This is a genomic window from Novosphingobium guangzhouense, from assembly GCF_002896965.1.
GTDB lineage: Bacteria > Pseudomonadota > Alphaproteobacteria > Sphingomonadales > Sphingomonadaceae > Novosphingobium > Novosphingobium guangzhouense.
Genome location: NZ_LYMM01000040.1, coordinates 120,171 through 142,663 on the forward strand (window position 1 = coordinate 120,171; position 22,493 = coordinate 142,663).

At 64.7% G+C, this 22,493-nt stretch carries 18 protein-coding genes; 11 read left to right on the forward strand and 7 right to left on the reverse strand.

Annotated features, from left to right (window positions below):
- Nucleotides 1-144 precede the first annotated feature (144 nt).
- Entirely contained in the window at nt 145-1,833 is a 1,689-nt protein-coding gene (gene mqo / locus A8V01_RS14960; protein WP_103096634.1) for a malate dehydrogenase (quinone), read from the forward strand.
- Between the two features lie 165 nt (nt 1,834-1,998).
- Nucleotides 1,999-4,152, forward strand: coding sequence for a TonB-dependent siderophore receptor (locus A8V01_RS14965; RefSeq protein ID WP_103096635.1), 2,154 nt, complete (start codon nt 1,999-2,001; stop codon nt 4,150-4,152).
- 16 nt (nt 4,153-4,168) lie between these two features.
- Here the strand turns inward: A8V01_RS14965 and A8V01_RS14970 are convergent, their stop codons facing one another.
- Both A8V01_RS14970 and A8V01_RS28640 read right to left on the reverse strand, forming a co-directional pair.
- Complete coding sequence (locus tag A8V01_RS14970; protein ID WP_103096636.1) at nt 4,169-5,824, reverse strand: NAD+ synthase; 1,656 nt, start codon at nt 5,822-5,824, stop codon at nt 4,169-4,171.
- Nucleotides 5,825-6,058: 234 nt separating this feature from the next.
- Nucleotides 6,059-6,232, reverse strand: a complete 174-nt coding sequence (locus A8V01_RS28640; protein WP_170065941.1) for a hypothetical protein — start codon at nt 6,230-6,232, stop codon at nt 6,059-6,061.
- A gap of 168 nt (nt 6,233-6,400) precedes the next feature.
- On the opposite strand from A8V01_RS28640, the gene A8V01_RS14975 reads away from it, so the two are divergent.
- From A8V01_RS14975 to metH, 5 genes are read left to right on the forward strand one after another with little or no spacing between them, the layout of a single operon-like run.
- Nucleotides 6,401-7,384, forward strand: coding sequence for an ArsR/SmtB family transcription factor (locus A8V01_RS14975; RefSeq protein WP_103096637.1), 984 nt, complete (start codon nt 6,401-6,403; stop codon nt 7,382-7,384).
- Nucleotides 7,384-8,292: a methylenetetrahydrofolate reductase [NAD(P)H] gene (metF, locus tag A8V01_RS14980; protein WP_103096638.1), complete on the forward strand. Its 909-nt coding sequence runs from the start codon at nt 7,384-7,386 to the stop codon at nt 8,290-8,292. Before A8V01_RS14975 ends, metF begins: the two co-directional genes overlap by 1 nt.
- Nucleotides 8,289-9,347, forward strand: coding sequence for a homocysteine S-methyltransferase family protein (locus A8V01_RS14985; protein WP_103096639.1), 1,059 nt, complete (start codon nt 8,289-8,291; stop codon nt 9,345-9,347). The genes metF and A8V01_RS14985 overlap by 4 nt, the downstream gene beginning before the upstream one ends.
- Nucleotides 9,347-9,865 carry a GNAT family N-acetyltransferase gene (locus tag A8V01_RS14990; RefSeq protein WP_103096640.1) on the forward strand — a complete coding sequence of 173 codons (519 nt, stop codon included), beginning with the start codon at nt 9,347-9,349 and terminating at the stop codon, nt 9,863-9,865. Before A8V01_RS14985 ends, A8V01_RS14990 begins: the two co-directional genes overlap by 1 nt.
- A 21-nt stretch (nt 9,866-9,886) precedes the next feature.
- Nucleotides 9,887-12,511: a methionine synthase gene (gene metH, locus A8V01_RS14995; RefSeq protein ID WP_103096641.1), complete on the forward strand. Its 2,625-nt coding sequence runs from the start codon at nt 9,887-9,889 to the stop codon at nt 12,509-12,511.
- 52 nt (nt 12,512-12,563) lie between these two features.
- Here metH and A8V01_RS15000 read toward each other — a convergent pair whose 3' ends face one another.
- Nucleotides 12,564-12,818 carry a hypothetical protein gene (locus A8V01_RS15000; RefSeq protein WP_103096642.1) on the reverse strand — a complete coding sequence of 85 codons (255 nt, stop codon included), beginning with the start codon at nt 12,816-12,818 and terminating at the stop codon, nt 12,564-12,566.
- Nucleotides 12,819-13,012: 194 nt separating this feature from the next.
- Between A8V01_RS15000 and recQ the strand changes: the two genes are divergently transcribed.
- On the forward strand, nt 13,013-14,896 hold the full coding sequence (recQ, locus tag A8V01_RS15005; protein WP_211295023.1) for a DNA helicase RecQ: 1,884 nt from the start codon (nt 13,013-13,015) through the stop codon (nt 14,894-14,896).
- 7 nt (nt 14,897-14,903) lie between these two features.
- Here the strand turns inward: recQ and A8V01_RS15010 are convergent, their stop codons facing one another.
- A complete protein-coding gene (locus A8V01_RS15010) occupies nt 14,904-15,194 on the reverse strand; it encodes a hypothetical protein (RefSeq protein WP_103096643.1) in 291 nt (96 codons plus the stop codon).
- A gap of 236 nt (nt 15,195-15,430) precedes the next feature.
- Entirely contained in the window at nt 15,431-16,903 is a 1,473-nt protein-coding gene (locus A8V01_RS15015) for a L,D-transpeptidase family protein (protein WP_103096644.1), read from the reverse strand.
- A 177-nt stretch (nt 16,904-17,080) separates the two neighbouring features.
- On the opposite strand from A8V01_RS15015, the gene A8V01_RS15020 reads away from it, so the two are divergent.
- Together A8V01_RS15020 and acnA are read left to right on the forward strand one after the other, a co-directional pair.
- A complete protein-coding gene (locus A8V01_RS15020) occupies nt 17,081-17,980 on the forward strand; it encodes a DMT family transporter (protein ID WP_103096645.1) in 900 nt (299 codons plus the stop codon).
- A gap of 142 nt (nt 17,981-18,122) precedes the next feature.
- On the forward strand, nt 18,123-20,795 hold the full coding sequence (gene acnA, locus A8V01_RS15025; RefSeq protein ID WP_103096646.1) for an aconitate hydratase AcnA: 2,673 nt from the start codon (nt 18,123-18,125) through the stop codon (nt 20,793-20,795).
- A gap of 177 nt (nt 20,796-20,972) precedes the next feature.
- On the opposite strand, the gene A8V01_RS28645 is transcribed toward acnA, so the two are convergent.
- Nucleotides 20,973-21,125 (reverse strand): hypothetical protein, encoded by a 153-nt coding sequence (locus A8V01_RS28645; RefSeq protein WP_170065942.1) that lies wholly within the window; start codon nt 21,123-21,125, stop codon nt 20,973-20,975.
- Between the two features lie 152 nt (nt 21,126-21,277).
- Here A8V01_RS28645 and A8V01_RS15030 point away from each other — a divergent pair, with 152 nt between their 5' ends.
- Entirely contained in the window at nt 21,278-21,724 is a 447-nt protein-coding gene (locus A8V01_RS15030; protein ID WP_146037273.1) for a hypothetical protein, read from the forward strand.
- A 5-nt stretch (nt 21,725-21,729) separates the two neighbouring features.
- On the opposite strand, the gene A8V01_RS15035 is transcribed toward A8V01_RS15030, so the two are convergent.
- Nucleotides 21,730-21,993: a hypothetical protein gene (locus tag A8V01_RS15035; protein ID WP_103096648.1), complete on the reverse strand. Its 264-nt coding sequence runs from the start codon at nt 21,991-21,993 to the stop codon at nt 21,730-21,732.
- Nucleotides 21,994-22,493 lie beyond the last annotated feature (500 nt).

Genomic DNA, 22,493 nt, shown 5'->3' on the forward strand with positions numbered 1-22,493 from the left:
TGACGCGCCTCGTCTCCACGAAGATAGTCCCGCCCGCGCGGGCCCGGCGACCGGCCGGTTTCTCCCGGACACAATTCAAGAATACGAGAAGCGAAACCCCATGCATCCAAGCTACCCCTTCGCTGTCGCAAGCGAGGCGTCGTCATGAAGAAGACGCTGAAGATCATCGGCATCGCCGTTCTGGTGCTGGCCGTCGCCGGCCTCGCCTTCCTGTTCCGCCCGGTCAGCTGGGGCGGCTCTCCCGAGGCCGAGAATGAAAAGCCGGTCGACGTCGTCCTCATCGGCGGCGGCATCATGAGCGTGACGCTGGCCACGTACCTGCAGGAGCTGGAGCCGAACTGGAACGTCCACCTCTACGAACGCATGGATAACGTGGCGGAGGAAAGCTCCAACGGCTGGAACAATGCCGGCACCGGCCACTCCGGCTATGCCGAAATGAACTATACGCCCGAAAAGAACGGCCGGATCGAAACCGAAAAAGCCGTCGACATCGTCGAGAGCTTTGAAATCTCGCGCCAGTTCTGGGCTCATGAAGTTTCGATGGGCCGTCTTCCCCAGCCTTCGGAGTTCATCAACCCGACGCCGCACATGAGCTTCGTGTGGGGTGATGACAACATCGCCTACCTCAAGAATCGCCGCGACGCGCTTGTGAAGAACCCGATGTTCTACGGCATGCAGTACACCACCGACCACGCGCAGATCGCCAAGTGGGCGCCGCTGGTGATGCAGGGCCGCGATCCCGCGCAGAAAGTCGCCGCCACGTACATGCCTCTAGGCACCGACGTGAACTTCGGCGTGATCACCCGCAGCCTGACCAAGTCGCTGCAGCGCAACGCCAACTTCCACCTTGGCCTGTCTACCGAAGTGCGCGGGCTTCACCAGAACGCCGACAAGACCTGGAACGTCACCGTCCACGACCTGAAGGCGAACAAGGACCGCACGATCAAGACCCGCTTCGTCTTCATCGGCGCGGGCGGCGCATCCCTCAAGCTGCTGCAGCTTTCGGGCATCCCCGAGGCGAAGAACTATGCTGGCTTCCCGGTCGGTGGCCAGTTCCTGGCCTTCCAGACCCCGGCCGTCGCCGACAAGCACCACGTCAAGGTCTATGGCCTGGCCGAAACCGGCGCGCCGCCAATGTCGGTGCCGCACCTTGACGCGCGCAAGCTTGACGGCAAGGCGGTGACGCTGTTCGGCCCCTTCGCGCTGCAGAGCACCAAGTTCCTCAAGAACGGTTCGTGGACCGACCTGTTCAATTCGGTCTACGACACCAACGTCATCCCGATGACCAAGGTGGGTATCGAGAACCTCGACCTCGTGAAGTACCTTGCCCAGCAGGCTTCGCTGACCGACGCAGACCGGCAGGCGCAGCTGGTGAAGTATTTCCCGCAGGCCAAGCGCAGCGACTGGAAGCTGATCACCGCCGGCCAGCGCGTCCAGATCATCAAGCGTGATCCCAAGAAGGGCGCAGTCCTGCAGTTCGGCACCGAGATCGTGTCCGACAAGGACGGCACGATCGCCGCCCTGCTCGGCGCGTCGCCGGGGGCATCGACCTCGCCGGGCATCATGCTCAAGGTGCTGGACAAGGCCTTCCCGCAGCAGACCAAGGGCATCTGGGCGGACAAGATCCGTACCATGGTTCCCTCGGTCGGCCGCAAGATCAACGACAGCCCCGCGCTGACCAACGAGATTCGCCGCATGACCAGCCAGGCGCTGCACCTTCCTTATCTGGAAGTGCCCGCCGATCTGACGCCTGCTGCCAAGGCACCGGCTGCAGCCCCGGCTCCGAAGGCAAAGGCTGGCCAAAACCTCAATACCGAGGAACAGGCGCTCTAAGCATCTGAACCTGCAAAGGAATGGGCGGCCGGAGCGATCCGGTCGCCCTTTTCGTATCTGCTCCGGACACCCGGCTGCAACATTGACGCTACATTATTGCGATTGACTCGCATTTGCGCACGACTTAGGCGGCGCAACAGTTCAGCAATAATAATGAGGGTCTCAATGCGCCAGTCCGCCCGGCATTCCCTGCTCGCCAGCACGCTCCTGTTCGCCCCCGCGCTCTGCGGCACGGCCCATGCCGATGAGGCAGCCGCCGCGCCGGATGCCGATACGATCATCGTCACAGCCGGGCTTGAGCAATCCAGTTCCGCCACCGCGCTGGCGCTGCCCGTCAAGGACACCCCGCAGTCGGTCACGATCATCGACCGCAAGCGCATCGAGGACTTCGCGATCACCAACGTCAACGACCTGCTGGAACAGGCCGTAGGCGTGAACGTCGAACGGGTGGAGACTGACCGCACCTACTTCTCATCGCGCGGGTTCGACGTATCGAACTTCCAGGTCGACGGGATCGGACTGCCGCTGGCCTGGGGCATCCAGTTCGGCGATCTCGACACCGCGCTGTTCCAGAACGTGGAGATCGTGCGCGGCGCCAACGCGATCATGACCGGCATCGGCAACCCGTCCGCCACCGTCAATTACGTGCGCAAGCGGCCGACCGACGAACTCAAGTTCACCGGCTCGGCGCAGCTGGGCACCCGCGATTACTGGCGCGTGGAAGGCGATGCCAACGTGCCGCTAACCGACACGCTGGCCGTGCGCGCGATCTATGCGCACGAGGACCGCGACGGCTACCTTTCCTACAACCACGTCAACCGCGACGTCTACGGCGCCATCCTGCGCTGGCAGGCAACGCCTTCGCTGCGCGCCACGATCGGCTACACCCGGCAGGAGAACGATGCGGACGGCGTGCTGTGGGGCGCAATCCCGCTGGTCTACACCGACGGCACCCGCATCGACCTCAAGCGTTCGGCCACCACTTCTGCGGACTGGACGTACTGGAACACCAAGGACCAGAGCCTGTTCGGCGAACTCGTCTACGATTTCGGCGGCGGCTGGTCGGCCACCGGCATCGCCACCTATCGCCGGTTCCAGGAGAACGCCAAGCTGCTCTATGCCTACGGCTACCCCGATCGCGATACCGGCGAAGGCGTCTACGGCATGGCCGGGATCTACCCGTCCGACTACAAGCAGTACCTTGGTGACGTCTACGTTTCCGGCCCGTTCCAGCTGCTGGGCCGCGAACACAAGCTGGCATTCGGCGTCTCCGTCTCGAAGTCGGACGCCAAGGAATACGAGAATTTCTCGGAAGACACCGTGGTCTATCCCGGTCCTTCGGAATGGGGCGAAACGGCCATTCCCGAACCCAGCTACCCCGGCAGCTATCTTGCCGCCGACTATAGCGACCGCCTGACCCGCGTGTACGGCGCGGCGCACCTGAACCTGACCGACCAGCTCAAGGCGGTCGTCGGGGCCAGCGCGATGTGGATCAAGTCGACCGGCTTTTCCTACGGCGCCGATCAGGGCCGCCGGGACAGCAAGGTCAGCCCCTATGTCGGCGCGATCTACGACCTGACGCCCAATGTGTCGTTCTATGCCAGCTATACCGACATCTATAACCCGCAGGTCGAAGTCGGCATCGATGGCGTGCGGCTCGATCCTGCCAAGGGCACCAGCCTGGAAGGCGGCATCAAGAGCACGTGGTTCGGCGGCAGGCTCTACGCCACCGCCGCGGTGTTCAAGGCCAAGCAGAAGGGGCTTGCCGAATACGCGGGCTACTTCGACGAGAACGGCTGCGCTGTCGGTGTCGAGGATACGCTATGCGCCGGCAAGGCGGGCGGCAGCTACTACGACCCACAGGACACCACCTCCACCGGCTTCGAACTTGAGCTTTCAGGGCAGGTGACCGATAGCTGGACCCTCTCGGGCGGTTTCACGTACCTCGATATCGAGAACGCCGATGGCGAGGATACCCGCACATGGATCCCCACCCGCTCGCTCAAGCTGGCGACGACTTATGCGGTGCCCGAACTCAACGACCTCAAGCTGGGAGCGCAGCTGCGCGTGCAAAACGCGACGACCGCAGTGCTGAGCGATGTTGCCAGCTACGGCATCGTCGACGGCGACGTCACCCTGCGCCAGAAAGGCTATGCGATCCTTGACCTGATGGCAGGCATGCGGGTGGTCGATCACGTCCGCGCCAGCGTCAACGTGCGCAACGTGACCGGCGCCAAGTACCTCAACAGCCTCAAGTGGGGTCAGGCGTTCTACGGCGCCCCTCGCAGCGCGGTGGTGACACTCAGCGTCGAGTACTGACGCCGGGCATGCCATCTCAGCCGCTCCTGAAGGCGTGCGTGACCGGGTAGCGCCGGTCACGCCCGAAATTGCGGGCGGTCAGCTTGACGCCGGGCGGGGCCTGGCGGCGCTTGTATTCGGCGCGGTGCAGCAGGCATTCGACATGGCGCACGGTTGCAAGATCGAAGCCTTCGTTGGCCAACTGCTCCACGCTCTTGTCATGCTCGACAAGGCCGACAAGGATCGGGTCGAGCACGTCGTAAGGGGGCAGGCTGTCGCTGTCGCGCTGGCCATCGTGCAGTTCGGCGCTGGGGTCGCGCATCAGCACCGCTTCGGGAATGACCGGGCCTGACGGGCCAAGCCCGATGCGCGGGACATGGCCGTTGCGCCAGCGGGCCAGCGCATAGACCGTGCTCTTGTAGGCATCCTTCAGCGGATTGAAGCCGCCCGCCATGTCGCCATAGATCGTCGCATAGCCGACGCTCAGTTCGCTCTTGTTCGCGGTGGCCAGCAGCATCGGGCCGAACTTGTTGGAAAGCGCCATCAGCGCCGCGCCGCGCACGCGCGACTGCAGGTTTTCTTCCGCAAGATCGCGCGCCGTTCCCTCGAACGCCTCGCCCAGCATGGCGTCGAAGCCGTCCACCGCCGCGCCGATCGGCATTTCGGTATAACGGATACCCAGCATCCGCGCACAGGCCGCCGCATCGTCAAGGCTCTGCCCGCTGGTGAAGCGCGAAGGCATCATGACGCCCCAGACCCGCTCCGCCCCCAGCGCATCTACGGCGATCGCCGCGCAAGTGGCCGAATCGATGCCCCCCGAAAGACCAAGGACCACGCCGGGAAATCCGTTGCGCCGCACATAGTCGCGCAGCGCCAGCACCATGGCGCTATAGATGTCCTGCGGATGGTCGGCCAGCGGCTCCATGCCGCCGCGATCGCAGCGCCAGCCCTTGACGGTCTTGGTCCAGCGGGTCTCCACGATCTGCTCTTCCCAGTCACGCAATTGCACCGCCAGCGCTCCGTCGCCGTTCACCGCGAAGCTCGCCCCGTCGAACACCAGTTCGTCCTGTCCGCCAACGCGGTTGAGGTAGGCCAGCGGCAGTCCGGTATCCACCGCGCGCCTCTTCGCCACGCCCTCTATGCGCAGGGCCTCCTTGTTGATCTCGTAAGGGCTTCCGTTGATGGAAATGAGGATTTCCGCACCGAAATCGGCCAGATGGCGGCAGACTTCGTAGCGCCAGATATCCTCGCCCACGGGAACGCCGATCATCGTGCCGCGCAGGATCACCGGTTCCGGCAGTGGGCCGGGCTGGAACAGGCGCATCTCGTCGAAAGTACCATAGTTGGGAAGTTCGTGCTTCAGGCGCACTGCAGCCACTTTGCCCTGATCGAGCAGGGCAACCCCGTTGTGCAGCGCACCATCAAGAACGAAGGCCGACCCGACCAGCATCGCGGTGCCATCCTGCGCGGTCGCCTCGGCAAGCTGCTGGAGCTGCGCCGCCGCGCGCTCGATCAGCGCAGGCTTGAGGATCAGATCCTCGGGCGGGTAGCCGATCAGGTGGAGTTCGGGAAAGACGAGAAGGTCGCTGCGTCCGGCCGCCGCACGCGCTGCCAGAATACCGGCGGCGTTGCCGGGAATATCCCCGACCGACTGGTTGAGCTGCGCGAGCGTGATCTTCAGCGTATCGGGCATGGCCCGGTTGATGCCCCGCTCCCGAAGGCAGTGCAAACAAAAACCCGCCCATACGAGATGGGCGGGTCTTGCCGTTCTGCATACGTATAAATACGCGTTACAGAAACAAAAAACCCTCCCGTGGGAGAGGGCTTCTGTCCGTCGTGAAACGGACTTTCCGTATAACCGGCGTGAACCGGCAAACGGAAAGCGGCGGGGGCTGGCAACCCGAAGGCGGCCAGGCCCCCGAGCCGATTACATCGCCTCGGACGCAGCCTCGGTCGGAACGTCGGTGGCGTCACCGGTCATCAGCTCTTCCGGAGCGGTTTCAACCGAATCCGTGGTAGCTTCAGCGGCGGGCTCACCACCGCAAGCAGCGAGCGACAGTGCGGCAACCGACGCGAACGCGGCGAAAGCAATCTTCTTCATGCGAATCCCCTTGCATTGTTTGGCGCATAGGCCAACGCTTGCAGGCAAGCCTGCAGTGGCATTCTTTAGACGAGACAATGGTGCAACGCAAATAGGAATGCGATGGGCGGAAATCCGCGGATTCCCTAGGGGTTGCGCACATATAAAGATATCTTTATATGATCCGGCATGCGGATCGACCCTCTTCTGCGCGCTCTTTCGGAGCCGACGCGCCTGCGCATCATGCGCCTGCTGGCGCATATGGAACTTGCCGTAGGAGAGCTTGCGCAAGTGCTCGGGCAAAGCCAGCCGCGCGTTTCCCGGCATATCAAGATCCTGTGCGATGCCGGCCTTGCCGAACGGCGCAAGGAAGGCAGCTGGGTGTTCCTGAGAATCGCCGTCAGCGAAACGGGCGCCTCTTCGCTGGGCACCGCCGCCGCGACGCTGCTGTCCCTCGCCGAGCGTGATGACACCCTGTTCGCCGCCCGCTGCGACGAGGATCGCCGCCACCTTGCCGCCATCCGCGCCGGTCGCGAAGCCAGCGCCGAGGCCTACTTCGCCCGCCACGCCGCAGAATGGGACACGCTGCGTCGCCTTCATGGCGCCGACGAGCCGGTCGAAGCCGCGCTTCTTTCCGCGCTGGACGGCGAAGCGATCGGCGGCCTGCTTGACGTGGGCACCGGCACCGGCCGCATGGCGCAGCTACTTTCCACGCGCGCGGGGCGCGTGACCGCGCTGGACAAGAGCCCCGAAATGCTGCGCATCGCCCGCGCCCGCCTGCAGGACCTGCCTGCGGACAAGGTCGATCTGGTGCAGGGCGATTTCACCGCCCTGCCCTTCGCGCAGGACATGTTCGACACCGTGCTGTTCCATCAGGTGCTGCACTATGCGCAAGACCCGTCCGTGGTGCTGGGCGAGGCTGCCCGCGTGCTTCGCCCCGGCGGCCGCATCGCCGTGGTCGACCTTGCCGCGCACGAGCGCGAGGAACTGCGCGAACGCCATGCCCACGCCCGCCTCGGCTTTTCGGACGAGCAGATGCTCGCCCATCTGGCCTCTGCGGGCCTCACTCCGGCGGCGCCCGTCGCACTTCCGGGTGATCCGCTTACCGTTAAAATCTGGACTGCGCGGCGCGATGGTGTAACCGCCCCCGCCGTATATCGAGAGACCGTTTGATGACCGCTTCCCATCGCGCCGCAGAATCGCCCCTTTTCGCAGGGCTGCCCGGCGACATTTCCGTTTCCTTCGAATTCTTCCCGCCCAAGTCGGAGAAGATGGAGGAGCAGCTGTGGGACGCGATCACCCAGCTGGCCCCGCTCGATCCCGCGTTCGTTTCGGTAACGTATGGCGCGGGCGGCTCCACGCGTGAGCGTACCCATGCCACGGTATCGCGCATCGTGAAGGAAACTTCGCTGGTTCCCGCCGCGCACCTTACCTGTGTAGCGGCGAGCAAGGCGGAAATCGACGAAGTGGTCGACCAGTACTGGGAAGCGGGCGTGCGTCACATCGTTGCCCTGCGCGGCGATCCGCCGCCGTCCGACGGTGGCCGCTTCGTGCCCCACCCCGAAGGTTACGCCAGCGCCGCCGAACTCGTCGTGGGGCTGAAGAAGCGCCACGACTTCGAGATTTCGGTCGCCGCCTATCCCGAAGTCCACCCCGAGGCCGTCAGCGCGCAAGTCGACCTGGATAACCTCAAGCGCAAGATCGATGCGGGCGCGACCCGCGCGATCACGCAGTTCTTCTTTTCGACCGACGCCTATTTCCGCTTCATGGACAAGGTGCTGGCCGCGGGCATCACCGCGCCGATCCTGCCGGGCATCATGCCCGTCACCAGCTTCACCGCGATTCGCCGGATGAGCGGCAACACCGAAATCCCCGGCTGGCTGGAAACGATGTTCGACGGGCTCGACGACCGCCCCGGCCCGCGCGCCCTCGTCGCTGCTGTTGCTGCAGCGGACTTGTGCAAGCGCCTGTACGAAGGCGGCGTGCGCGATTTCCATTTCTATACCCTCAACCGCGCCGAGCAGGCTTACGCGATCTGCCAGCTTCTCGGCCTGCGCCCTGCCAAGGAGCTTGTCGCATGACCGTGCGTGAAACTTTCCTTGCCGAAGCGGCCAAGCGCATCCTGATCACGGACGGCGCATTCGGCACCGAGATCCAGAACTGGAAGCTGTCGGAAGCCGACTATGCCGGTACGCTTGGCCTTTCGCATGAGCAGAAGGGCAACAACGATATCCTGGCGCTGACCAAGCCCGAAGTGCCCGAGGCGATCCACCGTGCCTACTTCGAAGCGGGTGCGGACATTGCCGAGACAAACACCTTCTCCGCCAACCGCATCAGCCAGGCCGACTACGGTGCGGAGCATCTGGTGCGCGAGATCAACGTCGAATCGGCAAAGCTGGCGCGCAAGCTGGCCGATGAATATCAGGCAAAGGATGGGCGCCCCCGCTTCGTGGCGGGCGCGATCGGGCCGACGAACAAGACGCTCTCGCTCAGCCCCGACGTCAACGATCCGGGCTATCGCGAGATCGACTGGGACACGCTGGTCGACGTCTACAAGGAACAGGCCGCAGCCCTTGTCGAAGGCGGCGCGGACTTTATCCTGATCGAGACGGTGTTCGATACCCTGAATGCCAAGGCGGGCGTCATGGCCGTGCGCCAGCTTGAGGCGGAACTCGGCCGCGAAGTGCCGATCATGCTGTCGATGACGCTGACCGACCTCTCGGGCCGCAACCTGTCCGGCCACACGGTCGAGGCGTTCTGGCATGCCGTGCGCCATGCAAAGCCGGTCACCATCGGCCTCAACTGTTCGTTCGGTGCCACCCAGCTGCGCCCGCACGTGAAGACGCTGTCGGAGATCGCTGACACCCTGATCATGATCTATCCCAACGCAGGGCTTCCCAACGAGCTGGGCGCCTATGACGAGATGCCGGAAACGACGGCGGGCTTTGTCGGCGAATGGGCCGTGGCGGGGCAGGTCAACGTGCTGGGTGGCTGCTGCGGTTCCACCCCTGCACATATCAAGGCGATCGCCGGCAAGGTTGCGGGCATGGAGCCGCGCCATCTGCCCGAACTGGAGCCGGTAACGCGGCTTGCGGGCCTTGAGCCTTTCACCATGCTTTCCTCTGCGGTGGCGTGATGGATTCGCTGCCGATCTGGCGTCTGCGCCCCGCGGGTCCTGACGATGCCGACGCGCTGGCTCTTGTGGGCGCGGCGACCTTCCTTGAAAGCTTTGCCGGGGTGATCGACGGCGCGGGCCTCGTCGCGCACTGCGCGCGGCAGCATTCTGCCGAGACGTACCACGCCTATTTCGCCAAAGGCGCGAAGGCGTGGCTGGCCGAGATCGAGCCCGGCGGCGCGCCGGTGGCCTATGCCCTGCTGTGCGAGCCCGAGATCGAACACGCCGGGGACGGCGACATCGAACTGAAGCGCATCTACATCCTGTCGCGTTTTCAGGGATCGACCATTGCCCCCGCGCTGATGCAGGCGGTCGTCGCTGCGTCTGCGGGCCGTTCGCGGCTGCTGCTGGGCGTGAAGGACGATAACCACCGCGCCTTCTCCTTCTATGCCAAGCACGGCTTCGAAACGATCGGCACCCGCCAGTTCGATGTCGGCGGCAAGACCTACAACGACTTCGTGCTCGCGCGCGCGCTTTAGAACTTGACGAGAACCATACCCATGACCGCCACATCTTCCGGCTCCCGTTTCGTCAACATCGGTGAGCGCACCAACGTCACCGGTTCGGCCAAGTTCAAGAAGTTGATCATGGCCGGCGATTACCCGGCCGCCATCGAGGTCGCCCGCCAGCAGGTGGAGAACGGCGCGCAGGTCATCGACGTCAACATGGACGAGGGCCTGCTCGACGCGGTGGAGGCGATGACCACCTACCTCAAGCTGATCGCCGCAGAGCCCGATATCGCGCGCGTGCCGGTGATGGTCGACAGTTCCAAGTGGGAGGTGATCGAAGCGGGCCTGAAGTGCGTTTCGGGCAAGCCGATCGTCAATTCGATCTCGATGAAGGAAGGCGAGGAACAGTTCCTCGATCACGCACGCAAGTGCATGGCCTATGGCGCCGCCGTGGTCGTCATGGCCTTCGATGAGACGGGCCAGGCCGACACCAAGGAGCGCAAGATCGAGATCTGCGAGCGCGCCTACAAGCTGCTCGTCGGCATCGACTTCCCGCCCGAGGATATCATCTTCGACCCCAACGTCTTCGCCGTCGCCACCGGCATCGAGGAGCATGACCGCTATGGTCTGGACTTCATCGAGGCGGTTGTGGAAATCAGGGCGCGCTGCCCGCACGTCCACTTCTCGGGCGGCCTTTCCAATCTCTCTTTCAGCTTCCGCGGTAACGAGACGGTGCGCCGCGCGATGCATTCGGTGTTCCTGTACCACGCGATTCCCGCAGGGCTCGACATGGCGATCGTCAACGCCGGGCAGCTCGACGTTTACGACCAGATCGACCCGGCCCTCCGCGAAGCCTGCGAAGACGTGATCATGATGCGCCGCCCCGGCGTGGGTGAGGACGGCAAGACCGCCACCGAACGCCTGATCGAACTGGCCGAAAGCTACAAGGGCGTCAACAAGGCCGAGGAAAAGGCCGCCGAGGAATGGCGCGGCTGGGACGTGGTCAAGCGCATCGAACACGCGCTGGTGCGCGGCATCGACGCCTATGTGGTGGAAGACACCGAAGAAGCCCGCGCCGCCATCGCCGCTGCCGGTGGGCGTCCGATCGAAGTCATCGAAGGCCCGCTGATGGGCGGAATGAACGTGGTTGGCGACCTGTTCGGTTCGGGCAAGATGTTCCTGCCGCAAGTCGTGAAATCGGCGCGCGTGATGAAGAAGGCCGTCGCCCACCTGATACCCTTCATCGAAGCGGAAAAGGACGCCAAGACCAAGGCGAAGGGCCGCATCATCATGGCCACCGTCAAGGGCGACGTCCACGATATCGGCAAGAACATTGTCGGCGTCGTGCTCCAGTGCAACGGCTACGAAGTGATCGACCTTGGCGTCATGGTGCCGTGGTCGAAGATCCTCGAATCGGCGAACGAAAATCAGGCCGATATCATCGGTCTTTCGGGCCTCATCACCCCCTCGCTCGACGAGATGGTGACCGTGGCCGAGGAAATGCAGCGCGCGGAAATGAACATCCCGCTGCTCATCGGCGGCGCGACCACTTCCAAGGTCCACACCGCGCTGCGCATCGATCCGGCCTATACCGGCACCGTGGTCCACGTGCTCGACGCCAGCCGCGCGGTGGGCGTGGCATCGCAGCTTTTGTCCGACACGCAGGCGGAAGGCTTCAAGTCCTCGGTCGCGATCGATTACGAGAAGGTCCGGGAAGCCCGCGCGGGCAAGGGGCAGAGCGACCTGCTGCCGCTGGCCGATGCGCGCGCCAACGCCTTCCCCTCGGACTTCGCGCACAAGCCCGCGGCGCCCGCACAGCCGGGCCTGCATGTGTTCGAGGACTGGGACTTGAAGGATCTGGTCGAGACGTTCGACTGGACACCGTTCTTCCGTGCATGGGAACTGGCGGGAACGTACCCGGCAATCCTGACCGACGACGTGGTCGGTGAAAGCGCCACCAGCCTCTTCGCCGATGCGCAGGCGATGCTGGCGAAAATCATCGACGAAAAGTGGCTGACCGCACGCGGCGTCTGCGCCTTCTGGCCGGCGCATTCCGAGGGCGATGATATCCTTCTGGGAGACGGAACGCGTCTGCCGTTCCTGCGCCAGCAGTTCAAGAAGTCGCGCGGGCGCGCAAACTTCTGCCTGTCGGACTTTGTCGCGCCGCAGGACGACTGGCTCGGCGGGTTCGCGGTGGGCATCCACGGCATCGAACCGCATCTGGAACGCTTCAAGGCCGCGCACGACGACTACTCGGACATTCTGCTCAAGGCCCTCGCCGACCGCTTCGCCGAAGCCTTTGCAGAGCGCCTGCACAGCCACGTGCGCACTACCCTGTGGGGCTACGCGCCCGATGAACAGCTCACCAACGAAGCCCTGATCCGCGAGGAATATCGCGGCATCCGCCCGGCCCCCGGCTACCCGGCCTGCCCGGACCATTCGTTGAAGCCGATCCTGTTCGATCTGCTGAAGGCGCAGCACAACGCGGGCATCGTACTGACCGAAAGCCAGGCCATGCTGCCGACGGCGGCGGTTTCCGGCTTCTACTTCGCCCACCCCGAAAGCCAGTACTTCGGCGTCGCGCGCATCGGCCGCGACCAGCTGGAAGACTACGCAGGCCGTCGCGGCGTGGACCTTGCCACCGCCGAACGCTGGCTGCGCCCCAATCTGGACTGATCGCCAACCGCGTCATCCCGGTATCGACAGGGATGACGCGGAAACGCGAGCTTCAGCTCACCCGCACCGCCGCGCGGCAACGCTTGTAGTCTTCGCCAACACCGGCGCCCGTCGCCAGCGCCAGCACCGCCAGCGCGGCCTCCAGCCCATGGCGCGCCAGTTCGTCGATCGCGGGGCCGGTCTCCTGCCCCAGTTCGCGGGCCAGTGCTTTGAGAACCTGCGCCTTCTCGGCGTATTCCAGTTCGTTCATCCGCTGCCACTGGCTTTCGCCGCGCCCGACGAACCCGTCATGTGCGTAAAGACCCATAAGCTTTCCATCCCGAGTGCCGCGCCTTGCAGATCCCCGTGATCCGGCGGCGGGCAGAAGCATGGGGTATCACCGCGCTCCCCAATTCCGGCTGAAACGCGCGCTCCGGGCATCGACGGAGAAGATGCGAAAGCGGAGGAAACCATGTTTGCGGCGGGTTCCGCCCGTGGACCGCCTCTGCCATAAAGCGCGGCGTGAACGACGACGACTGGCCTTTCGAGACGACCTTCTACGGCGAACCCGACGCCGGGATGCTGGATATTCACGCGCCGGAAGTGGACTGGACCCCGGCTCCGCCGCCGTCCGGCGATGCGGTGTCAAAGGCGCTCCACGACGTATTCGGCTTTTCCGGCTTTCGCGGGGTGCAGGATCAGGTCGTCGACCGCGTGATCAACGGCCGCTCGACGCTGGCGGTGATGCCGACCGGCGCGGGAAAGTCGCTGACGTACCAGCTGCCCGCCGTGCTGTTGCAGGGCACTTGCGTGGTCGTCTCTCCCCTGATCGCGCTGATGCACGATCAGCTGCGCTCGGCCCGCGCCAACGGCATCCGCGCCGCCACGCTGACCAGCGCCGATACCGATCGCGGGGCCACCATGGACGCCTTCCGCGCCGGGCAGCTGGACCTGCTCTACATCGCGCCGGAACGCGCCAGCCAGCCGCATTTCCGCGAACTGCTGCAAACGGCCCGTGTCGGCCTGTTCGCCATCGACGAAGCGCATTGCGTTTCCGAGTGGGGGCATGATTTCCGGCCCGACTACCGGCTGCTGCGCCCGCTGCTCGACGCCTTCCCACAGGTTCCGCGTCTGGCGCTGACGGCAACGGCGGACCATCATACCCGCAGCGATATCCTGGCCCAGCTCGGCATCCCCGACGAAGGGCTGATCGTTGCCGGGTTCGACCGGCCCAATATCCGCTACACCATCCGCCCGCGCGAAAACGCGATGCGCCAGTTGAAGGCCGTGGTGGAGGAAAACCCCGGCCCCGGCATCGTCTACGCGCCCACCCGCGCGCGCGTGGAACAGCTGGCCGAAACGCTGGCGCGCGAAACCGGGCGGCGCGTGCTGCCGTACCACGCCGGCCTCGACCCGGAGATCCGCGCCCGCAATCAGGCCGCCTTCGTCGCCAGCGAGGATATGGTGATGGTCGCCACCGTCGCCTTCGGCATGGGCATCGACAAGCCCGACGTGCGCTTCGTCGCCCACGCGGGCATCCCCAAGTCGATCGAGGCGTATTATCAGGAAACCGGCCGTGCCGGGCGTGACGGCGACCCGTCGGTGGCGGTCATGTTCTGGGGGGCGGACGATTTCGCCCGCGCCCGCCAGCGCCTTGCCGAGATCGAGCCGCACCGCCAGCAGAGCGAACGCCAGCGCCTCGATTCACTGGCCGGGCTGGTCGAAACCGCCGAATGCCGCCGCGCCGTGCTGCTGCGCCACTTCGGCGAAACGCCCGCGCAGACTTGCAGCAACTGCGACAATTGCCTGCAGCCGGTGGGCGTGATCGATGTGACGGATGTGGCGCGCAAGCTGCTATCGGCCGTCTACCGCACCGGGCAATCCTATGGGCTGGGCCATCTGGAAAAGGTGCTGACCGGCCAGTCGGACGACCGCGTGCTGCAGCGCGGGCATGACCAGCTATCGGTCTTCGGCATCCTGACCGACGATGAAAAGCCGCTGCTCAAGGCGCTGGCGCGGGCACTGCAGGCGCGCGGCAGCCTGATCGCGACCGAGCACGGCGGCCTTGCGCTGGGCGGAGACGCGCGCGCGATCCTCAAAGGGGAAGCGGCGGTGGCCATCGTCGTGCCGCCCAAGCAGGAGCGCAAGCGCCGTTCCTCCAGAGGCGGGGATACAGCGGCCAACCCGGTGGGCGATCCGCTGTTCGAAGCATTACGCGAACTGCGCCGCGAACTGGCGAAGGAGGCAGGCGTGCCGCCTTACGTCATCTTCCACGATTCCACCTTGCGCGAAATGGCGACGGCGCGGCCTGCCTCGCTCGATGATCTGGGCTCCATCGGCGGCGTCGGCACGCGCAAGCTGGAAGCCTACGGAGATGCTTTCCTGCAGGTGATCCGGCAGCACTGAGGCCGGGTTATTCCGGGGCCTCCCCCCCGCCGAAAGTCACCGGCTCTGCCAGCAGGAACGGCAGCTGCGGCGATGCGATGCGCGATTCAGCGCCGTTTTCGTGGATCAGCACGACGCGCCCGACCCCCGGCGTCGCCACCACGGCCGAAACCGTGTCCACCCATTCGTGAAGCACCGCGCGGACCCGCTCCAATGCCTCTGCATCGCGCGTGGTGGTGCCGGAAGCTTCGAGTTCGGCTTCGAGATCGACGATGCGGTTGGTCGCCGCATCGATACGGTCGGCGGTCGGGTCAGTCATCGCGGCTCTCCTTGCCCGACAAGGCTTAGAAGCAAGGCGACGCGCCCGACAAGCAAGCGCGCCTCCTGATCGCCGCGGCGGTTGGGTTCATCGGGGAAATGCCCATCTGGGCGTCTTCTTGCGGCACCGGCCCAAGCCTCCACCCTGCCATCCGCAGGATACCATGGTTGGGTGGCAGGGTGGGGGCGTGGACCGGTGCCGTGAAATCCGCCTGCGGCGGATTTCCAGAGAGACTCTTACAGCGGGTTGTCCAGCTGGATGATCGCCTCGTCGCTGGCGCGCTGGGTGGTCTTGAGCTGACGCGCGGCCTTGAAGCTGGCCAGCACCGGCGCATCGCGGCCGTAGATATCGTTGAACGGCTGCAGCGTTCCGTCGATCGAACGGGCGAAGGTGAAATAGGTGAGGTAGACCGGGAAGGTCCGGGTCATCTGGACCTTCTTGTAATCGCCCGCGCGCGACAGTTCGGCCGCGTCAGTGCTGGTCATCCCTGCGCCCAGAATCGCCATCGTCATGCCCAGTTCCACCGCACGTTCGGTGCGGATGCAGCCATGGCTGTACGCGCGCACGTCGGTGTTGAAGTAAGACTTGGAGGGCGTGTCATGCAGATAGATCGCGTGCGGGTTGGGCATGTCGATCTTCATCAGGCCCAGCGCGTTGTTCGGCCCCGGCTGCTGGACGACGGTGATCGTGCCGTTCTCGTTCTTGTAGCCCTTGTAGCCGTTGTTCGCCGCCCACTTGGGGTTGTTGAGCACCTTCGCGCCCAGCCCTTCGCCCTTGACGATGGACTGCGGAACCGTCCAGGTCGGGTTGAAGACAACCGCGCTGACCGTTTCGGCCAGCTGCGGCGTGGCGGTGCGGCCGGGCTTGCCCACCACGGTCTTGTAGGTGCGCAGAATCTTGTTCTTGACCACCAGACGCAGCTGGAATTCGGGCACGTTGGTCATCAGGTACACGGTGCCCAGATCGCGGGCGAGCCAGCGCCAGCGGTCCATGTTGGCCTGGATCAGCGCGCGGCGTTCCTTCTGCGCCATCGGCGTGGCGTTCAGCGCATCCTTGAGCGCGGCGTAATCAGGATTGGTCGGCGCCAGCTTGGCGACGACGCCCGCCACGTCATGATCGGAAAGCGCCTGTGCCATGATCTGCTCGGTCGGCATCGCGTCCTGATCGGGGTCGACCGCGAACCACTGCACACGGTCGGGCATCGGCGTGCGACCATCGCGCAAATCCTCGATCAGCCAGGCGAAGACGCGGCTGGCGAGGGCGTCAAGCTGGTCGCCCTCGCCCTTCGCAATCGCGGCCTTGAGCGCGGCAGGCTGGTAATCCGCCGGGATCAGACCTTCCTTGCCGATATAGCCAATGGTGCTGAGCAGCGCCTGAGCATCGGCCAGCGACCACGGCATCACCGGCTCGGTCAGCGTGACTTCCTGTACGACCGGAGCCGAGATCACTGGCGCCTGCACGGGCACGGGCGCAGAAGTGGGCGCGGTTGCCGGAGCCTGGGTTGCCGTTCGTGCCGCGCCCGTTCTTGCCCCCGAAGAAGGCGCCGCGGTCGGCGTTGAGGAAGGCGCAGGCGTCGAAACGGATGGGGGAAGCAGATCTTCGGGCAGCTTCTCAGCCTTGATCTTCTGCGCCTGCACCGGCTGTACGCCCACCGCCATGAGCGTCAGCGCCGAAACGACGCTGGAACCGAACCGCTTGAAACTCGCCATATTGCCTTGAAACCTGCCCGAACTGGAAACCTTGGGGGGATGACGCACGGAAGCCCCCTCAGGTTGCCGCCGCACGCCATATGATGTGCCCTTTTACACGGCCTTCTTCAAGGATGCGACCTGAGCCCAGCATGAATTGCTTGCGCACAACCTTGCGCCGGGCGACAGGCGCCCACGATGCCCCACCCGCTTGCTTCCTCCTCCGGCCGTGCTGCCACCTTGCTGCCGGTGCTTGCCGTGGTCGCCGGGATCGCGGCGTTCAGCGTGATGGATGCGACGATGAAGGCAGCCTCGCTGACGCTGGGGGTCGGCACCGCACTGCTGCTGCGCAACGTGTTCGGAACGCTGCTGACGGTGCCGCTGTGGCTGGCGAAGGGCCGACCCACACCCAGCCGCAACGTGGCGCTGTTCCATTTCCAGCGTTCCTGCGTGACGTCGGTGATGGCGGCGCTGTTCTTCTACGGCCTTGTCCGCATTCCGATGGCTGAAGGCATGGCGATATCGTTCTTCGCCCCCATCATCGCGCTCTATTTCGCGGCGCTGCTGCTGGGCGAGACGATCCGCCCCCGCGCGATCGTGGCCGCCGTGCTGGGCCTTGTCGGCATGGTGGTGATCGGTGCCGACCGCTTCGGAGCCGGCGAATACGGGGTCGAAGCTATCAAGGGCACGCTGGCCATCGTGCTGTCTGCGGTGTTCTACGCGCTCAACCTTGTCATGCAGCGCAAGCAGGCGCTGCTGGCCGGGCCGGTCGAGATCGCGCTGTTCCAGAACCTCAACGTCGCGCTGCTGTTCGCCCTGTTTGCGCCGTTCTACTGGACCGCGCCCGATGCGGTCAGCGTGACGTGGACGGTGCTGGGCGCGGCGCTGGCCACGATCGCGCTGCTGTTCCTGTCCTGGGGCTATGCCCGCGCGGAAGCACAAGTGCTGGTGCCGGTGGAGTACACCGGCTTTCTCTGGGCCGCACTGATGGGCTGGCTGGTGTTCGGCGAGTCGCTTGGCATCGGGGTCGTCGCGGGCGCCGCCTTGATCGTGGTCGGTTGCTATATCGGCACGCGTCCGACACAAAACGACACCTAAGTCTGGCCCCTCCCCCCCTTGACGGCGGGCCTGCAAGCGCGCATCGGCGGCGCGACGAATCCGCCTGTCGCACTGCAGCACGGTAAAGGAGCGCCGCGAGGCAGCCTGCGAGAGGCATTACACAGAAGGGGATAAAGCCCAGATGACTCAGGTCGGACAGGACTCGCTCGGCACTCGCAGCACCATGACCGTCGGCGGCAAGGACGTCGCCTACTACTCGCTCAAGAAGGCTTCCGAAAAGCTGGGCGACATTTCCCGCCTGCCTTTCTCGATGAAGGTCCTGCTCGAAAACCTGCTGCGCTTCGAGGACGGCGGTTTCACCGTCGCCACCGATCACATTCAGGCTGTCGTCGACTGGCAGAAGAACCCCGTCACCGGCGAGGAAATCCAGTACCGCCCGGCGCGCGTTCTGCTTCAGGACTTCACCGGCGTTCCCTGCGTGGTCGACCTTGCCGCAATGCGTGACGCGATCGCCAAGCTTGGCGGCGACACCAGCAAGATCAACCCGCTGGTCCCCGTCAACCTCGTCATCGACCACTCGGTCATGGTCGACGAATTCGGTCACCCCAAGGCGTTCGAAGAGAACGTCGAGATCGAATACCAGCGCAACATGGAGCGTTACGACTTCCTCAAGTGGGGTTCCAAGTCGCTCGCCAACTTCTACGCAGTTCCCCCGGGCACCGGCATCTGCCACCAGGTCAATCTGGAAAACATCGCGAAGGCCGTGTGGTCGAGCGAAGACCAGAACGGCCAGCTGGTCGCCTATCCCGACACCTGCGTCGGCACCGACAGCCACACCACCATGGTCAACGGCCTGGGCGTGCTGGGCTGGGGCGTTGGCGGCATCGAGGCTGAAGCCGCGATGCTCGGCCAGCCCGTCTCGATGCTCATCCCCGAAGTCGTCGGCTTCAAGCTGACCGGCGAACTGCAGGAAGGCGTCACCGCCACCGACCTCGTGCTCACCTGCACCTCGATGCTGCGCAAGCACGGCGTCGTCGGCCGCTTCGTCGAATACTTCGGCCCCGGCCTTGCCTCGCTGTCGCTGGCCGACCGCGCGACGCTGGCCAACATGGCTCCGGAATACGGCGCGACCTGCGGCTTCTTCGGCATCGACGACAAGACGCTCGACTACCTGCGCCTGACGGGCCGCGAGGAAGACCAGATCGCCCTCGTCGAAGCCTACGCCAAGGAGCAGGGCTTCTGGATCGACCCCTCGGTCGAGCCGATCTTCTCGAGCACCCTCGAACTCGACATGTCGACCGTCGTGCCCTCGCTCGCCGGTCCGAAGCGCCCGCAGGATTGGGTTTCGCTTCCCGAGGTCGACGATGTGTTCAACGCCGACATGGCGAACACCTACAAGAAGGCCCCGGCTCGCGTCCCCGTCGAAGGCAAGGACTTCGACATCGGTGACGGCGACGTCATGATCGCGGCCATCACCAGCTGCACCAACACCTCGAACCCGAGCGTGCTGGTCGCCGCCGGCCTCGTCGCCAAAAAGGCCGACGAACTGGGCCTGAAGCCCAAGCCCTGGGTCAAGACCTCGCTCGCCCCCGGTTCGCAGGTCGTCACCGACTATCTGAACAAGGCTGGCCTGCAGTCGCACCTCGACAACATCGGCTTCAACCTCGTCGGTTACGGCTGCACCACCTGCATCGGCAACTCCGGCCCGCTTGCGGAACCGATCTCGAAGGCGATCAACGAGAACGGCCTCGTCGCCAGCGCCGTCATCTCGGGCAACCGCAACTTCGAGGGCCGCGTCTCGCCGGACGTGCGCGCGAACTTCCTGGCCTCGCCGCCGCTGGTCGTCGCCTACGCCCTCAAGGGCACGGTGGTGGAAGACTTCACCACCACCCCGATCGGCGTGAGCAAGGACGGTAACGACGTCTTCCTCAAGGACATCTGGCCGACCAACCTCGAAGTCAACGACACCATGAATTCGTGCATGGACCGTCCGATGTTCCAGGCCCGCTACGCTGACGTCTACAAGGGCGACAAGCACTGGCAGGCGATCAACGTCGTCGGTTCGGAAACCTATTCGTGGCGCGCCGGTTCGACCTACGTCGCCAACCCGCCCTACTTCGAGGGCATGGAGATGACCCCGGCTCCGGTGACCGACATCATCGAAGCCAAGCCGCTCCTGATCCTGGGTGATTCGATCACCACCGACCACATCTCGCCGGCCGGTTCCATCAAGGCAGACAGCCCCGCCGGCCAGTGGCTGATGGAGCACCAGGTCGCCAAGGCGGACTTCAACTCCTACGGCTCGCGCCGTGGCCACCACGAAGTCATGATGCGCGGCACCTTCGCCAACATCCGCATCAAGAACGAGATGGTCCCCGGCATCGAAGGCGGCATGAGCCGCTTCGGTGAAGAAGTCGGCGCGGTCTACGACGTCGCTGAAAAGCACAAGGCCAACGGCACGCCGATGGTCGTCATCGCGGGCAAGGAATACGGCACCGGCTCCTCGCGTGACTGGGCGGCCAAGGGCACCAACCTGCTGGGCGTGCGCGCCGTCATCGTCGAAAGCTTCGAGCGTATCCACCGTTCGAACCTGGTCGGCATGGGCGTGCTGCCGCTCCAGTTCAAGGACGGCGACAGCCGCACCTCGCTGGCGCTGAACGGCGACTGCAGCTTCACCATCAAGGGTGTCGCCAGCCTGAAGCCGCGTCAGGACGTAGAGGTTGAGGTGACCCGTCCCGACGGCACTACCTTCACCTTCACCGCGCTGTGCCGCATCGATACCGCCAACGAAGTCGAATACTTCAACAACGGCGGCATCCTGCAGTACGTGCTGCGCAACCTCGCCGCGGGCTGATCCCGCCCGTCAGGTTGTGAATGAAAAAAACCCCGTCCGGTGCGAACCGGGCGGGGTTTTTCTTCGCCTGCCCTCCCCACGGCCCGCAGCGGTAACCATACGTTATCGCGCGCTTGTCATAAGGCGGCATCGCCCCGCAGCGCGGCAGGCGCAGGGGACTGAGGCACCGGCATTGGACTATCGCGGGTTTCTGGACAGGGTGCGCTGAGTTGCCGCGCTGGTGGTGGCGCTGGACCATGCACTGGCGATCGTGAACAGCGAGACGACAGGTGCAGGGTGGATTACCGTGATCGCCGACATGCGCGAAGGCGCGGTTGTCGTGTTTTTCATCCTGTCGGGCTATCTTGTCGGCGGCGCCGTGCAGCGCAATGCCGATGCCTTCGACTGGCGCAGCTACGCCAACGCCCGCTTCGCGCGCATTTACGCCGTCCTGGTGCCCGCGCTGGTGCTGACCGTGCAGGTTTATGGCGCCGTCTACCTGCTTGACGCCGCCAACCCCGTCTACGCCCTGCCCTGGCAAGGCGGCGCGCTGGGCGACACCGCGCGGCCTTGTAGGCGTGGTCTTCCTTGCCGCCGGAAGGCAGGGAGAAACCCGCCTGTTCCGCCCCCTCGACGAACGGCTGGCTGCGTTCTCATTCTCGCTTTACGCGATCCACCGGCAACTGATGGCGGACATGGCCGCGCTGCTGGTGCGCATCGGCCTGCTACCGGCCACCTGCATCACCGATCCGGGCAAGGTGCTGGCGCTGGGTCTGGCGATGACGGCGATCAGCGCCGTGCCCGCCTATGCATTCGGGCAGCTGTTCGAGAGCCGCACCCCGCAGCTTTCCCGCGCGCTTGCGCAGCTATTGCGCCGCCGCATCAACGCCAAAAAGAATGGCCGGGACGACATGCCGCCCCGGCCATCCCATATCAATCACACTGCCTGAAGAGATTAGGACCCGTTCGACTGGTCATCATCGTCGTCGGCGATCGCGTAGATCCCAACGCCAACTGCGGCAACGCCGACAGCTGCGAGGATGATGGTGCCGGATTCGGCCTTGTTCTTCTTCTTGACGACGGCCGTCTGGCGCGCGCCAATGCCGCTGAGGTTGGAAATCTTGCCAACCGAAGCGGAAGCCGTAGTGCCGGCCTGAGCCGCCACGGGAGCGGCAACCATGGCCGCAACGCTCAAAGAGAGCAGGGTCTTCTTGATCATACATGATCCTTTCGACGTCGAGAAAGGGACCCCCACTACCGCCCTGTTTCACCGAAGTGACCTGCAGCAGATACATGCTAGGTGGCCGGGAGGATCAGGCACTTTTCGCTGCAGTGCACAAATGGGTGTAGAAATACCTATCTTACCTCAAGTGCCACGGGACGAACCGTTGCCCTCTAGCGCCCAGTCGTTGAGGATTGCAGCCAAGAATGACCGCCTCAGAGGAAAATAACTTTGTCAACATTGGCTTTAAACCACTCGTCCCGAAAGCGGTGCGTGCTAGTCGGACGGCCGAATCAGGTAATATCGACACTATTCAGGCACGTGCCGGTCCCCGCGCCGTTCCCGACAAACCATGTGCAACGCCCGATCAATAAGATGGCCGAAGAATGAATGTTTGCGGCCTAGGCGCTCTTATTCACCGGTGGTAGCGTGAAGGGTTGGCGGGAGTGGCATAAGCCTCTGATCTGAATTAGGAACTGGGTGTCTAAGCCGAACCT

Coding starts and splice junctions, on each gene's coding strand:
- A8V01_RS15015 (WP_103096644.1), bottom strand. CDS start 16,903: ATGGCGAGTTTCAAGCGGTTCGGTTCCAGCGTCGTTTCGGCGCTGACG.
- A8V01_RS15000 (WP_103096642.1), bottom strand. CDS start 12,818: ATGGGTCTTTACGCACATGACGGGTTCGTCGGGCGCGGCGAAAGCCAG.
- A8V01_RS14990 (WP_103096640.1), top strand. CDS start 9,347: ATGGATTCGCTGCCGATCTGGCGTCTGCGCCCCGCGGGTCCTGACGAT.
- A8V01_RS28640 (WP_170065941.1), bottom strand. CDS start 6,232: ATGAAGAAGATTGCTTTCGCCGCGTTCGCGTCGGTTGCCGCACTGTCG.
- A8V01_RS15035 (WP_103096648.1), bottom strand. CDS start 21,993: ATGATCAAGAAGACCCTGCTCTCTTTGAGCGTTGCGGCCATGGTTGCC.
- A8V01_RS14975 (WP_103096637.1), top strand. CDS start 6,401: ATGCGGATCGACCCTCTTCTGCGCGCTCTTTCGGAGCCGACGCGCCTG.
- metH (WP_103096641.1), top strand. CDS start 9,887: ATGACCGCCACATCTTCCGGCTCCCGTTTCGTCAACATCGGTGAGCGC.
- A8V01_RS14965 (WP_103096635.1), top strand. CDS start 1,999: ATGCGCCAGTCCGCCCGGCATTCCCTGCTCGCCAGCACGCTCCTGTTC.
- A8V01_RS14985 (WP_103096639.1), top strand. CDS start 8,289: ATGACCGTGCGTGAAACTTTCCTTGCCGAAGCGGCCAAGCGCATCCTG.
- A8V01_RS15020 (WP_103096645.1), top strand. CDS start 17,081: ATGCCCCACCCGCTTGCTTCCTCCTCCGGCCGTGCTGCCACCTTGCTG.
- A8V01_RS14970 (WP_103096636.1), bottom strand. CDS start 5,824: ATGCCCGATACGCTGAAGATCACGCTCGCGCAGCTCAACCAGTCGGTC.
- mqo (WP_103096634.1), top strand. CDS start 145: ATGAAGAAGACGCTGAAGATCATCGGCATCGCCGTTCTGGTGCTGGCC.
- acnA (WP_103096646.1), top strand. CDS start 18,123: ATGACTCAGGTCGGACAGGACTCGCTCGGCACTCGCAGCACCATGACC.
- A8V01_RS28645 (WP_170065942.1), bottom strand. CDS start 21,125: ATGAAAAACACGACAACCGCGCCTTCGCGCATGTCGGCGATCACGGTA.
- metF (WP_103096638.1), top strand. CDS start 7,384: ATGACCGCTTCCCATCGCGCCGCAGAATCGCCCCTTTTCGCAGGGCTG.
- A8V01_RS15010 (WP_103096643.1), bottom strand. CDS start 15,194: ATGACTGACCCGACCGCCGACCGTATCGATGCGGCGACCAACCGCATC.